Source organism: Morganella sp. B601, from assembly GCF_051172335.1.
Lineage (GTDB): Bacteria > Pseudomonadota > Gammaproteobacteria > Enterobacterales > Enterobacteriaceae > Morganella > Morganella morganii.
This window is the reverse complement of the sequence record NZ_JBPIZE010000003.1, coordinates 247,542-265,181: the sequence shown is the minus strand read 5'-3', so window position 1 is coordinate 265,181 and position 17,640 is coordinate 247,542. Positions and strand designations below refer to the sequence as shown.

The 17,640-nt window shown below is 53.1% G+C and carries 7 protein-coding genes; 5 read left to right on the top strand and 2 right to left on the bottom strand.

Going from position 1 to position 17,640, the window contains the following annotated elements:
* Positions 1 to 49 precede the first annotated feature (49 nt).
* Both ACSBQN_RS09735 and ACSBQN_RS09730 read right to left on the bottom strand, forming a co-directional pair.
* Positions 50 to 4,291: a SpvB/TcaC N-terminal domain-containing protein gene (locus tag ACSBQN_RS09735; RefSeq protein WP_434991669.1), complete on the bottom strand. Its 4,242-nt coding sequence runs from the start codon at positions 4,289 to 4,291 to the stop codon at positions 50 to 52.
* A gap of 50 nt (positions 4,292 to 4,341) precedes the next feature.
* On the bottom strand, positions 4,342 to 11,835 hold the full coding sequence (locus tag ACSBQN_RS09730) for a neuraminidase-like domain-containing protein (RefSeq protein WP_434991668.1): 7,494 nt from the start codon (positions 11,833 to 11,835) through the stop codon (positions 4,342 to 4,344).
* Positions 11,836 to 12,288: 453 nt separating this feature from the next.
* Between ACSBQN_RS09730 and lepA the strand changes: the two genes are divergently transcribed.
* The 5 genes from lepA (at position 12,289) to recO (ending at position 17,632) form a co-directional block, all read left to right on the top strand.
* Positions 12,289 to 14,082: a translation elongation factor 4 gene (gene lepA, locus ACSBQN_RS09725; RefSeq protein WP_036407587.1), complete on the top strand. Its 1,794-nt coding sequence runs from the start codon at positions 12,289 to 12,291 to the stop codon at positions 14,080 to 14,082.
* 27 nt (positions 14,083 to 14,109) lie between these two features.
* Positions 14,110 to 15,102, top strand: a complete 993-nt coding sequence (gene lepB / locus ACSBQN_RS09720; protein WP_004236987.1) for a signal peptidase I — start codon at positions 14,110 to 14,112, stop codon at positions 15,100 to 15,102.
* A 178-nt stretch (positions 15,103 to 15,280) separates the two neighbouring features.
* On the top strand, positions 15,281 to 15,961 hold the full coding sequence (rnc, locus tag ACSBQN_RS09715; protein WP_004236985.1) for a ribonuclease III: 681 nt from the start codon (positions 15,281 to 15,283) through the stop codon (positions 15,959 to 15,961).
* On the top strand, positions 15,958 to 16,866 hold the full coding sequence (era, locus tag ACSBQN_RS09710) for a GTPase Era (protein ID WP_004236984.1): 909 nt from the start codon (positions 15,958 to 15,960) through the stop codon (positions 16,864 to 16,866). The genes rnc and era overlap by 4 nt, the downstream gene beginning before the upstream one ends.
* 7 nt (positions 16,867 to 16,873) lie before the next feature.
* Positions 16,874 to 17,632: a DNA repair protein RecO gene (gene recO, locus ACSBQN_RS09705; RefSeq protein ID WP_024473958.1), complete on the top strand. Its 759-nt coding sequence runs from the start codon at positions 16,874 to 16,876 to the stop codon at positions 17,630 to 17,632.
* The last annotated feature ends 8 nt before the right edge of the window (positions 17,633 to 17,640 follow it).

Genomic DNA, 17,640 nt, shown 5'->3' with positions numbered 1-17,640 from the left:
AAATAACAGCCTGAATGACAGGCTGTTATTTATCGCGTAGTGATGCCGTTTACGCTGCGGTATCGTTTTCATCCTCACTGACCACAAACCACGGGGTGTACAGTGTGCGCCGCTGATAACCCTGAGCAGTGATCACCTGATGCTCACGGCCGAGCGGATCATAATAGTGCGTGTCAGCGTACAGATCCTGCCGCGCACTGTCATCACTGACATATTTCCAGTCATTGACAAAGTATGGCTGATACGTCCGGACGGCATGCCCTTTGTTATCATACTCCGTGCGGCCTGATACTGCCCAGCGGGTTGTTGCTTTTTCATTTTTCCGGCTTCCGGCCGCCAGTGAACCGTTTTTATTGCGGTGGAATGCATCGCCGTCCTCAAAACGGACGGACTGCTGTAAAATCCGGCCGAAACCGTCACTGAAGGTGACCTGCTGACGGATTTGCTGTGTGCTTTTATCCGCCGGTTCATCATCATAGCGATCCGTTGTCAGGGTCAGCACATGCGGCGGGAGTTTATCTGTACCGCTGAGCATCCAGCTGTCTGCGGCATAGACAAAACACTGCGCTACCGGCAGTTGTTTTTTCATCTCCGTTGCGTCCTGCACAGACTCCGGCAGTGTCAGCGGTTTCTGGCTGTAGCCGGTTTTCTGACCATTTTCCGTACCGTAAAAACGGCTGCTGATCACCCGTCCCAGCGCATCAGTCTGTACCTGACTGATGTTGTCATTGACATCCGTGATTTCACGGACAGACAGAAAACGCCAGTCATATTTTGCGGCAGTGACAAGTCCGGAGGCATCGGTGTGTTCAGTGATAACACAGTGATGCCTGTCGTAGGTCAGATGACGTTCCCCGACCAGCGGATTATCGCGGACGGCGACCGGAAGCCGGAACTGTTCCGGTGTCCCGTAAGTCTGATGACCGGAACGCGTAATCCAGACCTTTTTCCCTGTTTCTGTGGTGCCGGCAAACAGGTAATCCGCGCTGATATAGCCGGTTTCCGGTAACTGCCCCGTGATATCTGTACCTGATTTTATGGCGGCGATAATCGTCTCATCCAGCTCTGCTGTGTCCGTATAACTCCGGCGCGGCGGCCAGACCGGCACTGTTACTGACGGCTGATTATCGTTATTCAGCCAGTAAGTCCTCTGTTGTCCGGCAAAGTGGCGTGCCGACTGATTATTGCTGAGCAGCGCAGGCAGTGTTTCCGTGTTTAGGCCCGTTGCCGGAACCAGTCCGGATTTCAGAATAAAAATATCACTGCGATCAGCATCAGGCAGGCCGGTCAGCCACTGTTCCTGTTTCAGACTGGTCAGGTGATGCCGTGCGTGCCGTGACAGCGCAATCACCAGCTGCAATTGCTGGTCATCATAACCGGAATCAAACAGTGATGCGGGCAGGGTATCCGGCAGCGGATTTTTCGCCGGTTTCGGACGGCGCGGATAATGAATCACCGCTTCACGCAACGGATAACCGTACTCATCCGCACTGAGCACAACGGATTGCGAACACTGCGGATCCGCGGCCATGCGTTCATAGTGATATTCACGGCTTTCTGATACCGACGGCCGGACCACCGGCATATCCGCATCCGGTGTGATCAGACGGACGGTCAGCCGCTGCTCACTGACACTGTACGGTAAATCCTGTTGCGGACTGCCGTCTTTACCGTATACCTCAGTGCGCAGTTGCATCCCTTTCTGCGCGCGGCTGAGCCAGAATGCCTGTTTTTGCGCAATGTCATCAGAACAGACGGATTCTTTATCACCGCTGCCGGTTGTCAGCCGGGTAACAAATCCGGCAAAGGCACTTTTATCACCCTGCCAGTATTCATTTTTCAGTTGTGTATCGACCGGGGTATAACCGGTGGCATACCAGTTACGGGTCAGTACCGGCATCGTCAGTACCCCGCTGGTATCACGGGCGGCGGCGGTATCCGTATCCAGGACTTCCGTGCAGCCGAAGCCGCGGAATTCCCGTTCACGGGCATCCCAGACTCCGTGGTGATAGCGGGCTTCGCTGACCAGTTTATTGCCGGTGATTTCATCCGTGGTTTCTGTCCGCCATAACGTATGCAGCGGGAAAGGCAGATATGAGACCGGCTCGCGGGCTTTATCATCCAGGCGGAACTGTGCCGAACTGCGGTAATGCAGCGTTTGCGACATCCCCGTCCGGTTATTAATCTGATTAAGGAGCCACGGTTTTTCGGTGGTCAGATGCAGCAGATAATGACGCGGTCCGGTATGAGGAACCGTCAGCAGCAGACTGGCAACCCCCAGTCCCTGCACATCCGCTGCCTGTAAGCGGCAGGTATTATCGTAACGGACACCGGCAGGCAGCGTCACAGTCACCGGTTTATCAAACCCGTTACCGCTGCGGTTACGGTAGATTTCGATATAATCGCTGTGAGCATACAGAATATCGGCGGTACCGCTGCCGTCAACGTCAGCGAGATAAACATACGCGGCATTAAATTCACTGCGTTTTTTACTGAAGCCATTCAGTGTCAGCGGCTGACCAAAGCGGCCGTGACCCAGATTAGGCCAGCAGAGCACACCGTCTGCACTGATCTGCACCAGATGCTGCTGCCCGGAGCCGAGCACATCACTGAAAGCAACCAGCGTGGCGGCATCCCCGTCCGGTGACGGCAGGGCAATTTTTTCCGCCTGCGGGATAGTCTGTGCGGATAACCAGCCGTCTTTGCTGCCCGGCCAGATGCGCACACTGCGCGGGCCGATAAGCACCAGGTCGGTGGCACCGATACCGTCGATATCGGTCATTTGCGCACGGGGATGGCTGTATTCCAGCGGCAGGGCACTGAGCGGTGTGAAATGCAGCCACTGTGCCGGGTTATCTGTCTGCTGACGGTATTGCCCCTGTACACCCGGCTGTGTGACGACCCACTGAAGACGTCCGTCACCATCAAGGTCGGTCAGCATCGTGCCGTCTTTCAGGGCGGGAATATTACCGAGCCGCTGTGGTTTATCCCATATCACCGCGTTCACATTATCGCTTCCGGGATTCCGGATCGGCGCCCGGTAATACCATGCGCCGCTGTCCTGATACAGAATCCCGGAAATACCTTCGCCGTGCAGATCCAGATACTGCCACGGCTGCTGCGGATTGAGTTTTCCCATCTCCGGCTGTGACCATTGCGGGGCAGCCGGGACATCAAAGGTCTGCCAGCCGAAGGTCAGCGGCGGCAGAGACTGTACTTTGCCGTCATCCTCAAATGCCATCTGCTGTGCGGCGGTCAGTGTGGTGATAAACGCGGTTTCCTGATACTCAAACAGCAGGCGCGAGACCAGTGCCGGTTCATCCTCACCCTTTGCTTTCTCAGCGAGGGTTTCCAGGCGGTGGAACATCAGTACCTGGCGGCATAAGCGGCGGGTACGCAGATCAAACCCGTAAGCATAACCGGAGAACGGATCCTGACGGCACAACCAGCCGGAACCGGCGTTAAACAACGGTTTTTCTGCCGGTTTAAGGGTGCGTCCGCCGTAATCAAACACCAGCACAAACAGCCAGCCGGCTCTGGTGGCATCGTTGCCGTTAAGACAGGGGAATGTGCGCCCGGCGGTGATATTGCCGTAATGAACCTCACTGAGATAGCGCTGACGGTGACAGTCAGGATGGGCGGCTTTTTCCTGAGTATCACAGTTAATATCATCTTCCGCACGGTAACGGTAATAAATCTGCTCACCGGTGGCGGAGACCGAGGCATTCAGTAACCAGCGGGCGGTATTGCTGCCGTCACTGATGCGGGCGGCGGATTCATAACCGAGCAGATGCACCTGACCGTCTGCGGTATACCACAGCCAGAAATCCGGCTCTGAGGAGCTGCCCTGCGGCTGCCAGTATTCCAGACGGCTGAAATCGCGTTCCGTCCGGGCGCGGTATGTTGTTATCTGATAAGACACCGCCAGTTTTACACCCAGCAGGGTCTGACGTTTATCCGCAGTGCCGGGGACAGCCACCGGGACTTCACCGGCAGGATCAAGAAACTCATCCTCACCGGTATAAGAAGGGACACCTTTGCGGGTGCGGCGGCTGACCGCAGGAAGATTCACATCCCAGCCGATACCGAAGGCGCCGTTACCGGCCTGACTGCTGTAGCTGAGTGAGAGAGACGGGGCATAACCGCGCCCGGCACTGACCGGCAGCGGCAGAGATAATGATGCCGCGCCGTCCGGACCGGCCGCACCCGCCTGTCCGGCAAGTCCGGTCAGTGCACCGCCGCCTTTCGGCAGAGACGGCGCCTGAGGACTGATATTGTCTGATTGTTGCATAATAGACTCCAGAACGGGCAGCCCGCAGGCTGCCCGGGTCAGGATAAAAATTAACGGATGGTGTAGCGGATATGGACGATAATATCGCTCAGACTGAGCAGCAGCGCTTTCTGCTTATCAGTTGTTGCCCCCGGGAAGCTCAGGGTCAGACTGCTGTCATTATCCACCGCGATCCCTTCAAACGGCAGCCAGCGGCCGTCGCTGAAATCCAGTTGGAACTGACCGCTGTCATTCATCCCGTGGGAGACCGCAATGGCTTTGCAGCCGTCCGGCAGTCTGACATCGCCGCCGTAACTGAGCACGGCACGCACATCCTGATACGGCCCGGTCAGTGCCGGTAACGTCACACTGATCTGTCTGATGCGGCGTGTTTTCCCCAGTCCGGCAGGATAATCCTCCGCAATATTCAGTGCTTTCAGGTTGAATGCAGCATGCAGCTGTTTATCCGTGGTCAGTGAAAGCCCGGTTTCCGCCGGTGTGCTGCCTGATCCGCTGCCTGTCAGTAATTCGGCAATTTTCGCGGCCAGATCCACCTTATCAGCGCTGTACACGTCTGCCAGAGACACCGTACGGGTAACTTCCAGTGCGCGGTGATCCCATTTCAGCCATGCCTGCTCCATCTCGGTCAGGTTCAGCAGCAGGGATTCCCCGGCCATCAGTCCGGCATGGGCGCTCTGCCATGCACCCGGTTTGATATAGCGGGTGGTCTCACCGGTCTGCCATCCGTAAGCGGCTTCTGCCATCATGCAGCGGGCCGCGGTCAGATCGTAGAAGCGGTAATAGACCGCCGCCAGACGGCCGCGCAGCCAGCTGTAGAGTGCTTTGTTGCTGAATTTGCGCTGCAGGAATTCCAGTTGTGCCTGAGTCTGTGCCTGCTGGATTTCCAGATATTCGCGCTGCATTTCAGCGGCGGTGCGGCGGACAGTCAGGGCGTCCAGCTGGGCATCAATCTGTCTGACTTCAGATTCAGCACTGTTTTTCTGGATTTCCCATTCCTGACGGCGGCGGCGCCATGCCTCAGACTGGCTGATATTGTCTGCGGTAATTTTGGTGGCGGATGCCGCGAGGCTGATACCGGAACCAATCGCTTTCGGGATACCGCCCCAGCGGCTGCCCCCCACGGCCATACCGAAGACGTTCGGTGCCATATCAGCAACGGCTTCCGCCATCGCCAGTGCTTCAGCGGAGGTACTCAGGACCGAAGAAGAGAGATACAGATCCATCGTCCGCTGCTCTGCGGCACTGACATTTTCATCATACAGGGCACGGTAGCTGTCAAAACGGGACTGTGCCCCGGCACGGCTCTGTTCCAGTGTTTTCTTCTCGGCGTCCAGCTCTGCCAGTGCCTGTTCCTGCATACGCAGGGAAGAGAGCATCAGTGCACCGGCCTGATTTTGCAGCAGTTCACTCATGGCTTCCGCATCCTGACGCTCAATCAGTCCCTGGAGGGTGGCGCCGAACTGCATCAGCTGACCTGTCAGCGAACGGGCACTTTCCAGCGCCTGCGGGAAGCGCATTGCCGGGACGGCGGCAGACGGTAACGCTTTGCTTCCGCCGGATGCGGCAGCAGCGGCACTGAGCAGGGCTGCCGGGTCGGCCGGAGCGGCAAAGACCGGCAGAGATAACGGCTGACCATCAATGGCAAGATTATTGCGCAGATTAAACAGACGCATGTCCAGGGTCTGCCAGTAGCCGAGCAGTTTTTCGTTCTGCTGTGGCAGGAACAGCCCGGTCAGCGTATTCGCAGAATGACGTTCCTGTACCAGACCGCCGTGACGCAGGGCGCTGATGGCCTGATGGCGCTGTTGTTCCCGGGTATCATCGGCGGCCTCACTGAGCGCCGGGTTATTCCAGTTACCGCTGATGACGGTGACCGGTTTATCGCCCAGCAGCCCCAGCGCCTGCATATACCACATTTTCGCTTCATTCAGGGTATCGCGCTCCAACATGCGGTAAGCACTGTCACCACGGGCAATCAGCAGGTCGAGCATTTTCATGATGGTGCTGATTTTGTAGTGCATCGGGTCATTCTGGGCGACCGCGTCCGGGTCAACCGAATCCAGCGGGTCGGCGTTCCAGGCGGTATCCTCCAGCAGCGGACGGACCCGCCAGTCACCGGCACCGGTTGCGGCAGGACGCCAGATATAGCCTAACCAGCGGTGGGCCTCAGTAAAGTTCTGCTCCTGTAACAGGCGCATGGCCACCATCATCGGGGTGTAATAGAACAGTTCCCAGAAATAGAGGGCATTGGCACCGCTGAAGTCCATCGGTTCATCGGGTTGTGACAGGCCGGAGACAGATTCCAGACCGAGGAAGCTGCTGTGATAGTCGGTGTCTAACTGCCAGCCACCGTTTCCGTCAGGAATAAATATAATCCGCTCTGTATCGCCGCTCTGAAAATGTGCATTAAGGAGTATTCTGTCGTCGTTATATCCCAGACGCGGGGTAAACAGATTAACCGTGGTTGATGTTTCTGTACTTACCGTGCCGTCAATAACAGGATATGCGTCGCCAGCAGTGAGGACATAACAACGCTGAATCGTAAAGCTGCGGTCACTGCCATGAATCGCCGGGTCATAGGGCTTCATTGTCAGTGTCACATAGGTGCCCTCTCCCGGTTTGGGTTCCCGCAGATTCTGGGTTTCCGGTGACAGTACCGCATCAATCCCGCGGTTGGCTCGCGCAATTAACTGACGGGCAAACAGGGTATTGAGGCGGGTGCGGTACACGTCCCATTCCATATACCGGGCACCGTCCGGCGTGGTATGCAGGGAGATAACTGCAGACCCTGTTTTTGCAGACGAGTTACCTGCCGATACTTTCATCGTCAGATTATAGTTACGGCTTCCGCTGATTTTCGCATTACTCACGCGTTTAAAATCAATTTTAAACGGTAAATTGAGTTGGTTATTTTTAACAAAGGCCGTGACATCCAGGGATTGACGGTTAAATGTACTGTCGAAATGAAAACTGCCGTCGGATAACACAGCCGGATGATTCGGAGTACCGGATTGGGTAAATTCCAGCACTGTTGTATCGCCGTTAATAATACGGAGTTCAGGGCAGGCCGGGTAGTCTTCAGATAAAATAAGCTCAGGCTCGCCCGTTTTTATTGTCCCGATATCGTTTTTTTCAAAAGTTGATATGTCCATATTTTGTTTTATGATTGGATTCCGGGTTGTTACCGGTCCGGAACTCAAATAATGATATTGATTGTCACTACCTTCCCATTGAAGGTATATTCCTTCTGATGGAGTACCACCCACATTTAATAGTGCTGACGTAAGGTGCCTGATAATATCAGGTTGTTTGTTACCGGACGGGAGAGTCAGGTAAAGATAACTGGTTGAACGGGCTTTATCATAAAGAAGATGAAGGCTGCATTTTCCGCCGGGGATATCCGTATTTTCTGAGCTGAAAGACGTATCAGTGAACTCATATAAGGCGTAATTTCCGCCTGAATATTTAGCGGCAAACAGTGCCCGCAACGGTTCCGGTATGGTGCTGACATTGATTGTCACATCGGCAACGGGCTCGGCAGACAGAAAGTATTTCTGATCTTCTTTCCGGAGATTGTAGCTGATCAGATCAAGTCCGAGAGCCAGATCCGGACTACCCTGTTGTTCTTCCGGATCGAGGGTCGGCGCATTCATATTTTCCAGTGTGGTATTAATACGGGATATATTAACGGTATCCAGCTGCGGTATTACTGTTTTAATGAAACTGTCTATACCCAGGAACGGTGTTTGCTCCATATCCGCAAGAATCTGTAACCCGGCATATTCTTTGGGGGTAACTGTACTCTGCTGTTCGTCACCCTCTTTTTCTTTTGTATAAAAGATACACGATAATATATCGTTTTCATAATCAGCAGCACAATATAACCCCGCATCCTGCCCGGTTAATTCGCTGAATTTTGCCGTGACATCATAACTGAACGGTGATGCCCAGCTGCCGTCATATTTTATATGAGTCAGTTTCAGAGTATAAGACAAAATATCGTCATCACCGTCCCTGTCTTTGCGTATTTGTTGTTCTGTCCACAACAGATAAAGGCGTGAACGGTAGACCACCGGACGCACCATGTTCTGATACGGACTGACGGCACAGGTTATCTCTTTCCACTCACTCCAGGCGTTGGCGGCAAAATGGCCGTTCTGACATTTGCTGTGGTCCGCTTTACGCCAGTAATATTTTTTCGGTTCAGTCTGGCTGGTGCCGACAAACCAGGTATTACCCTCATCAATGCTGATAGTATCATGATAACCGCTGATGACTTTCAGGTCAGCGACCTGCTCAAAGGCGGTCAGATACTGGCGGAAGCCGTCCTCCAGGGTATCGCTGTTAAGCTCACTCTGTGACAGCTGCTCCAGCATGGTGTTCATCATCCCGGTCTGGCCGGTACGGAGGGTCGGGTCGATGGTGTTTTCCGGGTAATACACTAACTGTGATACGCCGGCCCAGGTGCTGTAGCGTTTGTTATAAGTATCCCAGTCTTTAAAGAACTGACGCGCCAGAACGGTACTGATTGCGCCGGGTTCATCACCGGCAATCGTGCGGTTAATATAGAGCTGAATACCGGCAATGGCATCCGCCAGCCGCGTGGTGGTGATGTCTGCGCTGACTTTGCCGTCAATCAGCAGTTCACGCCAGATATCATCGCGGTTTGCGGTGGCTTTACCCATAATGCGGGTGCGGTATTCGCCGCTGAGGGCTTCACTGCGGCGCGGCTGAATCCGGTTATTCAGCTGTGTTGTCAGCTGTTCATTCAGACCGGACTGTAACAGACCGGAGAGGGTGGTGAGCTCCGCATAAGACGGGGCGGGATTGTCAGAAACGGTCAGCAGATTAGTGATATCTTTCGGGGTGATATGCAGTGTATCTGCCAGATCCAGCCGTGACGGCAGTGTGGCTAACTGCTGCCAGGTGGTGAGTTTTGTTTTCTGACCGGCCTGTGTCAGTGCCTGGGTAATCACGGACTCTGACAGATTCAGGGCGCCGGCGAGAGCCGCCACCGTCAGAGTGTTGTCCTGCAGGGCATCCAGCACGGTGCCGGCGTTGTCACCGCAGCGGTTGATCAGGTTATGGAAATCGCTGATGTCGCGCAGTGCGGCAACGGAATCAGCCGGTGCGCCCTGTGACAATATCTGCAGTTCAGTATCACTGAAGGTAAAGGTACGGATAACCAGCACACGCTGTGCCAGTGCCTGGCACCAGGCGGCGATTTTTTTCTGCTGATCCGCAGACGGTTTTTCGGTGGTGATAAGCGGCCAGATATCTTTGGTGATGAGCACTTCGCCGGGATGATTATTATCCAGCCAGCGCAGCAGGGATTCCCCCTGTTCCGGGCTTTCCAGCTGCATTGCGGCGGCAATCACCGGTGCCATGGAGGCGCGCAGGGTATCGGCATCGGTACTGTCAATACCGCCGTTACGCAGGGCATCCAGCAGGGTGTTCATCTCTCTGGTCGGGGTTGCCGGGGCATCGGTTGTCAGCAGCAGGGACAGTTGCTCAGCGGTGATATTCTGTGCTGTCAGCCACTGGGTGGTCTGATAAATAAAATGAATAAAATCACGGTATTGTTGCTCGTTGATATCATGAATACCCTCTGAGTAGTAGCCCGGATACCGTAGCCACAAAGTATGTAGTTGTGCCACCGTCAGGTGATGAACATCGGCCAGCAGGCGTAACCGCCAGAATCGACTGAGCATCTCAACACTGTTATAGGCTCCGCCCTGCTCCAACATATGCGGAAGAATTATATCAAACAACTGATACAGCCCGGTGTTATCCACCCGGAAAGCCCGTTTCAGCACGTCACGGCGCGGGTCTTCCTCGTCCGTTTTCATCGGAATGTAATCGTCACTTGGACTAAAAACGCTGCCGTTGAGGGGCGGGTTATTAAACAGACGATCAAACTGACTGAGTTGCCCGTCATCGCTGTCCTGACTGATTGTGGCACCACACAGTATTAATGCCGTTTCCATATCAAGACTGTAACGTTTGCTGTAATGCAGAGCTTCGGTGAAACGGAGTAATATATTGGTATCAGAATCTATATCAGTATATTCTCTGGTGAGGTGCAGGCGGGTTAATGCACGTTGTGTTTCCAGCGGACTGAGACCGCAGGCTTTGGCAAGGCGCAGGGTTTTGTTGAGCTGGAGGAGGGAAGCAACATATTCTTTGGTGACAGTAAATGTGCTGTGTCCATACCAACTTGCGCCATTAATAGTGTAAACCGAAATAGTAACTTCTGGTATTATCTCTGTGTTAATTGTCACCGGGATGCTGTAGTGCTTCCCTGTCTCAATATTCACTGAACTATCTGAATAAAGATTATCTGGGTAATTGTTGTCTTCAGTCGGGATTCCTATCCTTATACAGTGAGAATCCTGATGTTGATAACTTATACTAAAATTAATACAAAAATGGCTATTATCCAGCGGAATAAGGTCAATATATTCGAATTGTACGTAGCGCGAATCTTCATTTTCCAGCCTGGTCTGTGTCAATGTATAAAGAATATCTCCGCCTGCGTATTTTGCTTTTATTCTCTGTATTTTATTTTTTCCGTACAGGTCAGGTGTATCTTTCAGTGATGAACCGTCCGGGATACCGGATAAATCGGGTTTGTCACCGATGAAATCCATTCCCGGTAATGCCTGAATCTCATCCCGCGGCAGTTCATAATAATTCGCCAGGGCATCAGGGTTCATCAGCTCTTTGGTATTTACTCTCGGAAAATTTTTCTTCACCAGGGCGTCTGTTTCCGCATCACTTAACCTGTCGATGTTTTCGGTCAGAATGGTATACAGCGCCGGTGAGATACCGGCGGACAGCGCAAGCTGTGCTGCGGAGGCCGTTCCTTTGCTCAGAATATTGTCCGGCAGCGAAAAATCCTGTTGTGCCATGGCTTCGCGTACCAGCTCAAACGGGGCGTTATACGGGGTAACACCACTGTAGCGGGATGTCGCCAGGGTTTTATCATAAGCGGCTTTATCTGTCTTACCGGCTTTTGCCATCAGTGCCGTTTCCAGCTGATCATTCGCCAGCATCAGAGTGGAAACTTCCTTATCCAGATTCTCCTGGGAGAGAACCAGTTTTGCCAGGTCAGGGCGGCGTTTATCCAGGTTATGCGTACTGTTTGTCTGATGCAGACCCCGGGCCTCACGGTAAAGCTCCGTCAGATAGCCGGCCGGGGAAAACATTGAGGATACTGACCCCGGGGCGGCAAACTCATCAGCACGCGGCATAACGATGTCATCAAAGTCACCGTATGGTGCGGCACCGCGCCGGCGGGCACGCCCCATTTCTTTTCTCAGCAGCGGGTTGGCGCGGGTCAGCGCGCGTGCGGTGAACAAAATATTGTTCTGCTTTTCTTTTATTGCCGCGTAGTGAAGTATTTGTGATTCTTCACGGGATAAATGGCCGCCTGCTATGTTACGAACTTCGGCAAGGGAGAGCGGTATAAGATCTGCCAGTGTGAGGGGCTGTTGTTCACGTCCCTGATTCAGCTTCTCAAGAATTCGGGTTATTTTATCCATCGATAATGGCCTCATGAGTATGGAAATAGCTAACGATATGAATCTGTACCCTATAGTACTCTGCTGATTCATTATTTAATGGTTTTTATGTGCTATTAAATTACTAATCACGGGATATGCCACTAAAAATGAGTGTCGGTTTTGACATGGAAATAGTTAATCAGAACGATTAGTATGATGTGCTTATTCAGGTGTAAGGTTGTTACCAACGATGTGTTATGAGTTTAGGTGGTTTCAGTGAAATGGCAAAACAGATGAGGCCTGTATGGTTTATCTGTCCGGCGTGGTTTTTTCTGCGGTAAAATGAACGTTTCTTTGAGTTGAGTGTCTGTAGCATGTAGAATGCTGCCAATATTACCACTTAACCAGCAATATAGAGTTTTGGCTTTGAGTCCTTACAGGTGTCCAAAGCTAGTTTTATAGGGCATTACAAAGAAGAATTTTATCTTGAAAATCAACCATATCCGAAATTTTTCCATTATTGCTCATATCGATCACGGTAAATCCACATTATCCGATCGCATTATTCAGATTTGCGGCGGCTTATCCGACCGTGAAATGGCGGCGCAGGTTCTGGATTCAATGGATCTGGAACGCGAACGCGGCATTACCATTAAAGCACAGAGTGTGACACTGGATTACACCGCGCAGAATGGTGAAACGTACCAGCTCAACTTTATTGATACCCCGGGACACGTTGACTTCTCCTATGAGGTCTCCCGTTCACTGGCCGCCTGTGAAGGGGCGCTGCTGGTGGTTGATGCGGGGCAGGGCGTGGAAGCACAAACACTGGCGAACTGCTACACGGCGATGGAAATGAACCTGGAAGTAGTCCCGGTTCTCAATAAAATTGACCTGCCTGCTGCCGACCCGGAGCGGGTGGCGGAAGAGATTGAAGATATCGTCGGGATTGAAGCCGCCGATGCGGTGCGCTGCTCGGCGAAAACCGGCGTGGGTGTGACCGATGTGATCGAACGCCTGGTGCGCGATATCCCGCCGCCGGAAGGTGACCCGGATGCGCCGTTACAGGCACTGATTATTGACTCCTGGTTTGATAACTATTTAGGGGTTGTGTCTCTGATCCGGATTAAAAACGGCACACTGCGCAAAGGCGACAAAATCAAAGTGATGAGCACCGGCCAGGTGTATAACGCTGATCGTCTCGGGATCTTCACACCAAAACAGGTCGATAAAGAGATCCTCAGATGTGGTGAAGCCGGCTGGGTGGTCTGTGCAATTAAAGACATTCTCGGGGCTCCGGTCGGTGATACCTTAACCGGCGCACGCGCACCGGCGGATAAACCGCTGCCGGGCTTTAAAAAAGTCAAACCTCAGGTCTATGCGGGTCTGTTCCCGGTCAGTTCTGATGACTATGAAGCTTTCCGTGACGCACTCGGTAAACTGAGCCTCAACGATGCTTCCCTGTTCTATGAGCCGGAAAGTTCTACCGCGCTGGGCTTCGGTTTCCGCTGCGGCTTCCTGGGTCTTCTGCATATGGAGATTATCCAGGAGCGCCTGGAGCGTGAATATGATCTCGATCTGATCACCACCGCACCGACGGTTGTCTATGAAGTGGAAACCACCAGTGGTGAAATCGTCTATGTTGACAGCCCGTCCAAACTGCCGCCGCTCAACAATATTGAAGAGCTGCGTGAGCCGATCGCGGAATGTCATATGCTGCTGCCGCAGCAGTACCTCGGTAACGTGATTACCCTGTGTATTGAGAAGCGCGGTGTGCAGACCAACATGGTGTATCACGGCAATCAGGTTGCTCTGACCTATGAAATTCCGATGGCGGAAGTGGTGCTCGATTTCTTCGACCGCCTGAAATCCACCTCACGCGGCTATGCATCACTGGATTACAACTTCAAACGTTTCCAGGCGTCTGACATGGTGCGTGTTGATATCCTTATCAACGGCGAGCGGGTGGATGCGCTGGCACTGATCACCCACCGTGATAACTCCATGTACCGCGGCCGTGAACTGGTGGAGAAGATGAAAGATCTGATCCCGCGTCAGCAGTTTGATATCGCGATCCAGGCTGCCATCGGTATGCATATTATTGCGCGTTCAACAGTGAAACAGCTGCGTAAAAACGTTCTGGCGAAATGCTACGGCGGTGACGTCAGCCGTAAGAAGAAACTGTTGCAGAAACAGAAAGACGGTAAGAAACGCATGAAGCAGGTCGGTAACGTTGAGTTACCGCAGGAAGCGTTTTTAGCCATTCTCCATGTCGGCAAAGATTAATCATTCAGCAGGTTGTAAGGAGACATAATGGCGAACACCTTTGCGCTGATCCTGACCCTGGCAACGTTGGTTACCGGGATCATCTGGGCGGTGAATAAATTTAAAATTCAGCCTGCCCGTAAGAAAAAACTGGCGCGCATGGCGGAGCTGACTGAAGGAACCATGGATCAGGCCCATCTGGCTGAGACTGTGGCCAAACCGGGCTGGGTGGAAGGTACCGCATCCCTGTTCCCGGTGCTGGCGATTGTCCTGATTGTGCGCTCATTTATTTATGAGCCGTTTCAGATCCCGTCCGGGTCCATGATGCCGACGCTGTTAATCGGCGACTTTATGCTGGTGGAAAAATACGCTTACGGGTTAAAAGACCCGATCACGCAGACCACCCTGATTAAAACCGGGGAGCCGAAGCGCGGTGATATTGTTGTGTTTAAATATCCGGAAGATCCGCGTGTCGATTATGTCAAACGTGTGATTGGCCTGCCGGGCGATAAAGTCGTTTATGACCCGTATGCCAAAGAGTTACAGGTCTATCCGGGCTGTACCAAAGACCAGAGCAGCTGTGAAACCCTGCCGGTCACCTATGGTCAGGAGTATGAAAGCGAGTGGGCAATCCGCTGGGAAAAATCCCCGCTGGGCGGCTCCTTTATGAGCGGCGGCGCACGTCAGTTCCCTATCGAAGATGATATGGAAGTCGGTTATCGTCGTCAGGCGGAACGGATTGAAAACCTGGGACCGGTTGCTCACCATATTCTGACCGTTCCGGAAATCACCCCGGACAGCATCAGCGGGCAGCGCCTGTTCCGTCAGCCGGGATTACCGGAGTACACCTGGGTGGTGCCGGAAGGGCATTACTTTATGATGGGTGATAACCGCGATAACAGTGCGGACAGCCGTGTCTGGGGATTTGTGCCTGAGCAAAACCTGGTCGGCCGTGCAAGCTTTATCTGGTTAAGCCTTGAAAAACAGGAAGGTGAATGGCCTACCGGTCTGCGCCTGAGCCGTTTCGGACGGATAGAATAGAAAAAACAGAATTTGCTGAGCATTACCTGTAATCACAGTGTAGAATATGCCCCGCAAAATGATTGGCTCCCCGGCAGACGGGGAGCCAGTGCAAACGCAACAGTTTTGTATCGCGGCTTTTCGCGGCTACAGGTCTGTTGCGTGTGCGTTTTATAAACATCCTAATTTTTGGTCGCACATGAACCCGATAGTGATAAACCAGCTGCAGCGAAAACTCGGCTATACTTTTACCCGTCAGGACTTATTAATGCAGGCACTCACTCACCGCAGTGCCAGCAGCAAACATAACGAACGCCTGGAATTTCTCGGCGATTCTATTTTAAGTTTTGTTATTGCCAATGATTTATATCACCGCTTCCCGAAAGTGGATGAAGGGGATATGAGCCGGATGCGTGCCACACTGGTGCGCGGAAATACCCTGGCGGAACTGGCCCGCGAATTTAACCTCGGCGAATGTCTGCGCCTGGGGCCCGGGGAGCTGAAAAGCGGCGGCAGCCGCCGTGAATCGATCCTCGCGGATACCGTCGAAGCCCTGATTGGCGGGATTTTTCTCGACAGTGATATTCAGACAATTGAGCGGATTATCCTCAGTTGGTATGAATCCAGACTGAACGAAATCTCGCCCGGGGATAAACAAAAAGACCCGAAAACCCGGTTACAGGAATACCTTCAGGGGCGGCATCTGCCTCTGCCGAACTACCTGGTTGTTCAGGTAAAAGGTGAAGCTCACGATCAGGAGTTCACCATTCACTGCCAAATCAGCGGTGTTGAACAGCCGGTAAAAGGAACCGGTTCCAGCCGCCGGAAAGCCGAACAGGCCGCGGCGGAACAAGCATTAATTTTGTTGGAGCTTGAATGAGCGAAGAAAACACCTATTGCGGCTTTGTCGCGATAGTCGGACGTCCCAATGTGGGCAAATCCACCTTACTGAACCAGTTACTGGGGCAGAAAGTCTCTATTACCTCGCGGAAACCGCAGACTACGCGGCACCGCATTATGGGGATCGATACACAGGATAATTACCAGATTATCTATGTGGATACCCCGGGGCTGCATATTGAGGAAAAGCGGGCGATCAACCGCCTGATGAACCGTGCAGCCAGCAGCTCCATCGGTGATGTTGAGCTGGTGATTTTTATGGTTGAAGGCACCAACTGGACGCCTGATGATGAGATGGTACTGAATAAAGTCCGCTCTCTGCGCTGCCCGGTTCTGCTTGCCATCAACAAAGTGGACAACGTGGAAGATAAAACCAAACTGCTGCCGCATATTGCGTTCCTCAGTCAGCAGATGGATTTCCTCGACGTGGTGCCGCTCAGTGCCGAGAAGAAAATGAACGTCGATACCATTGCGAACATTGTGCGTCAGCACATTCCGCAGGCACCGTTCCACTTCCCGGAAGATTACATCACTGACCGTTCGCAGCGTTTTATGGCCTCTGAAATCATCCGTGAAAAACTGATGCGTTTCCTCGGCGATGAACTGCCGTACTCGGTGACTGTGGAAATCGAACAGTTTGTTGTGCAGGACAACGGCGTATTTCAGATCAATGGTCTGATCCTCGTTGAGCGCGAAGGCCAGAAAAAAATGGTTATCGGCAACAAGGGCAGCCGTATCAAAACTATCGGGACCGAATCCCGTATTGATATGGAACGCCTGTTTGATGCCCGTGTTCACCTCGAACTGTGGGTTAAAGTCAAAGCCGGCTGGGCAGATGATGAACGTGCACTGCGCAGCCTGGGTTATGTTGACGACCTGAAGTAACGCAACAATGGACGGCTGGCAGCGCGCATTTGTACTCCATAGTCGCCCTTACAGTGAAACCAGCCTGATGCTGGATGTGTTCACTGAACAGGAAGGGCGGCAGCGCCTGCTGGCAAAAGGGGCGCGCCGCCGCCGTTCCGGTCTCAAAGGGGCTTTACAGCCCTTTACGCCGCTTCTGATCCGCTGGGGCGGGCGCGGGGAACTGAAAACCCTGCGCGATGCGGATCCTATCTCCCTCGCTTTACCTCTGACCGGCACTGTTCTTTACAGCGGCCTGTATATCAATGAACTGCTCTCCCGGGTGCTGGCTAACGGCGTTACCTATTCCGCCCTGTTTTTTGATTATCTGCGCTGCCTTCAGTATCTCGCGGCCAGTGATACCACACCGGAGCAGGCACTGCGTCAGTTTGAGCTGGCACTGCTGCACCATATCGGCTACGGCGTTGACTTTCTTCACTGTGCGGGCAGCGGTCAGGAAGTCTCTGATACCATGACGTACCGTTACCGCGAGGAAAAAGGCTTTATCGCCAGTCTGGTGGTGGATAACAGCAGTTTCACCGGTCGTGAACTGAAAGCACTTGCCGCCCGGGAATTCCCGGATGCGGAAACTTTACGTGCCGCCAAACGCTTCACCCGCATCGCTTTAAAACCCTATCTCGGCGGAAAACCATTGAAAAGCCGCGAATTATTTCGTCAATTTGTGCGCCCGCCGTTGGTTTCAAAAGAAAATGGCCGCGGTGGTTCCTCTTCGTCTGAAAAAGGTTAAACTGAATA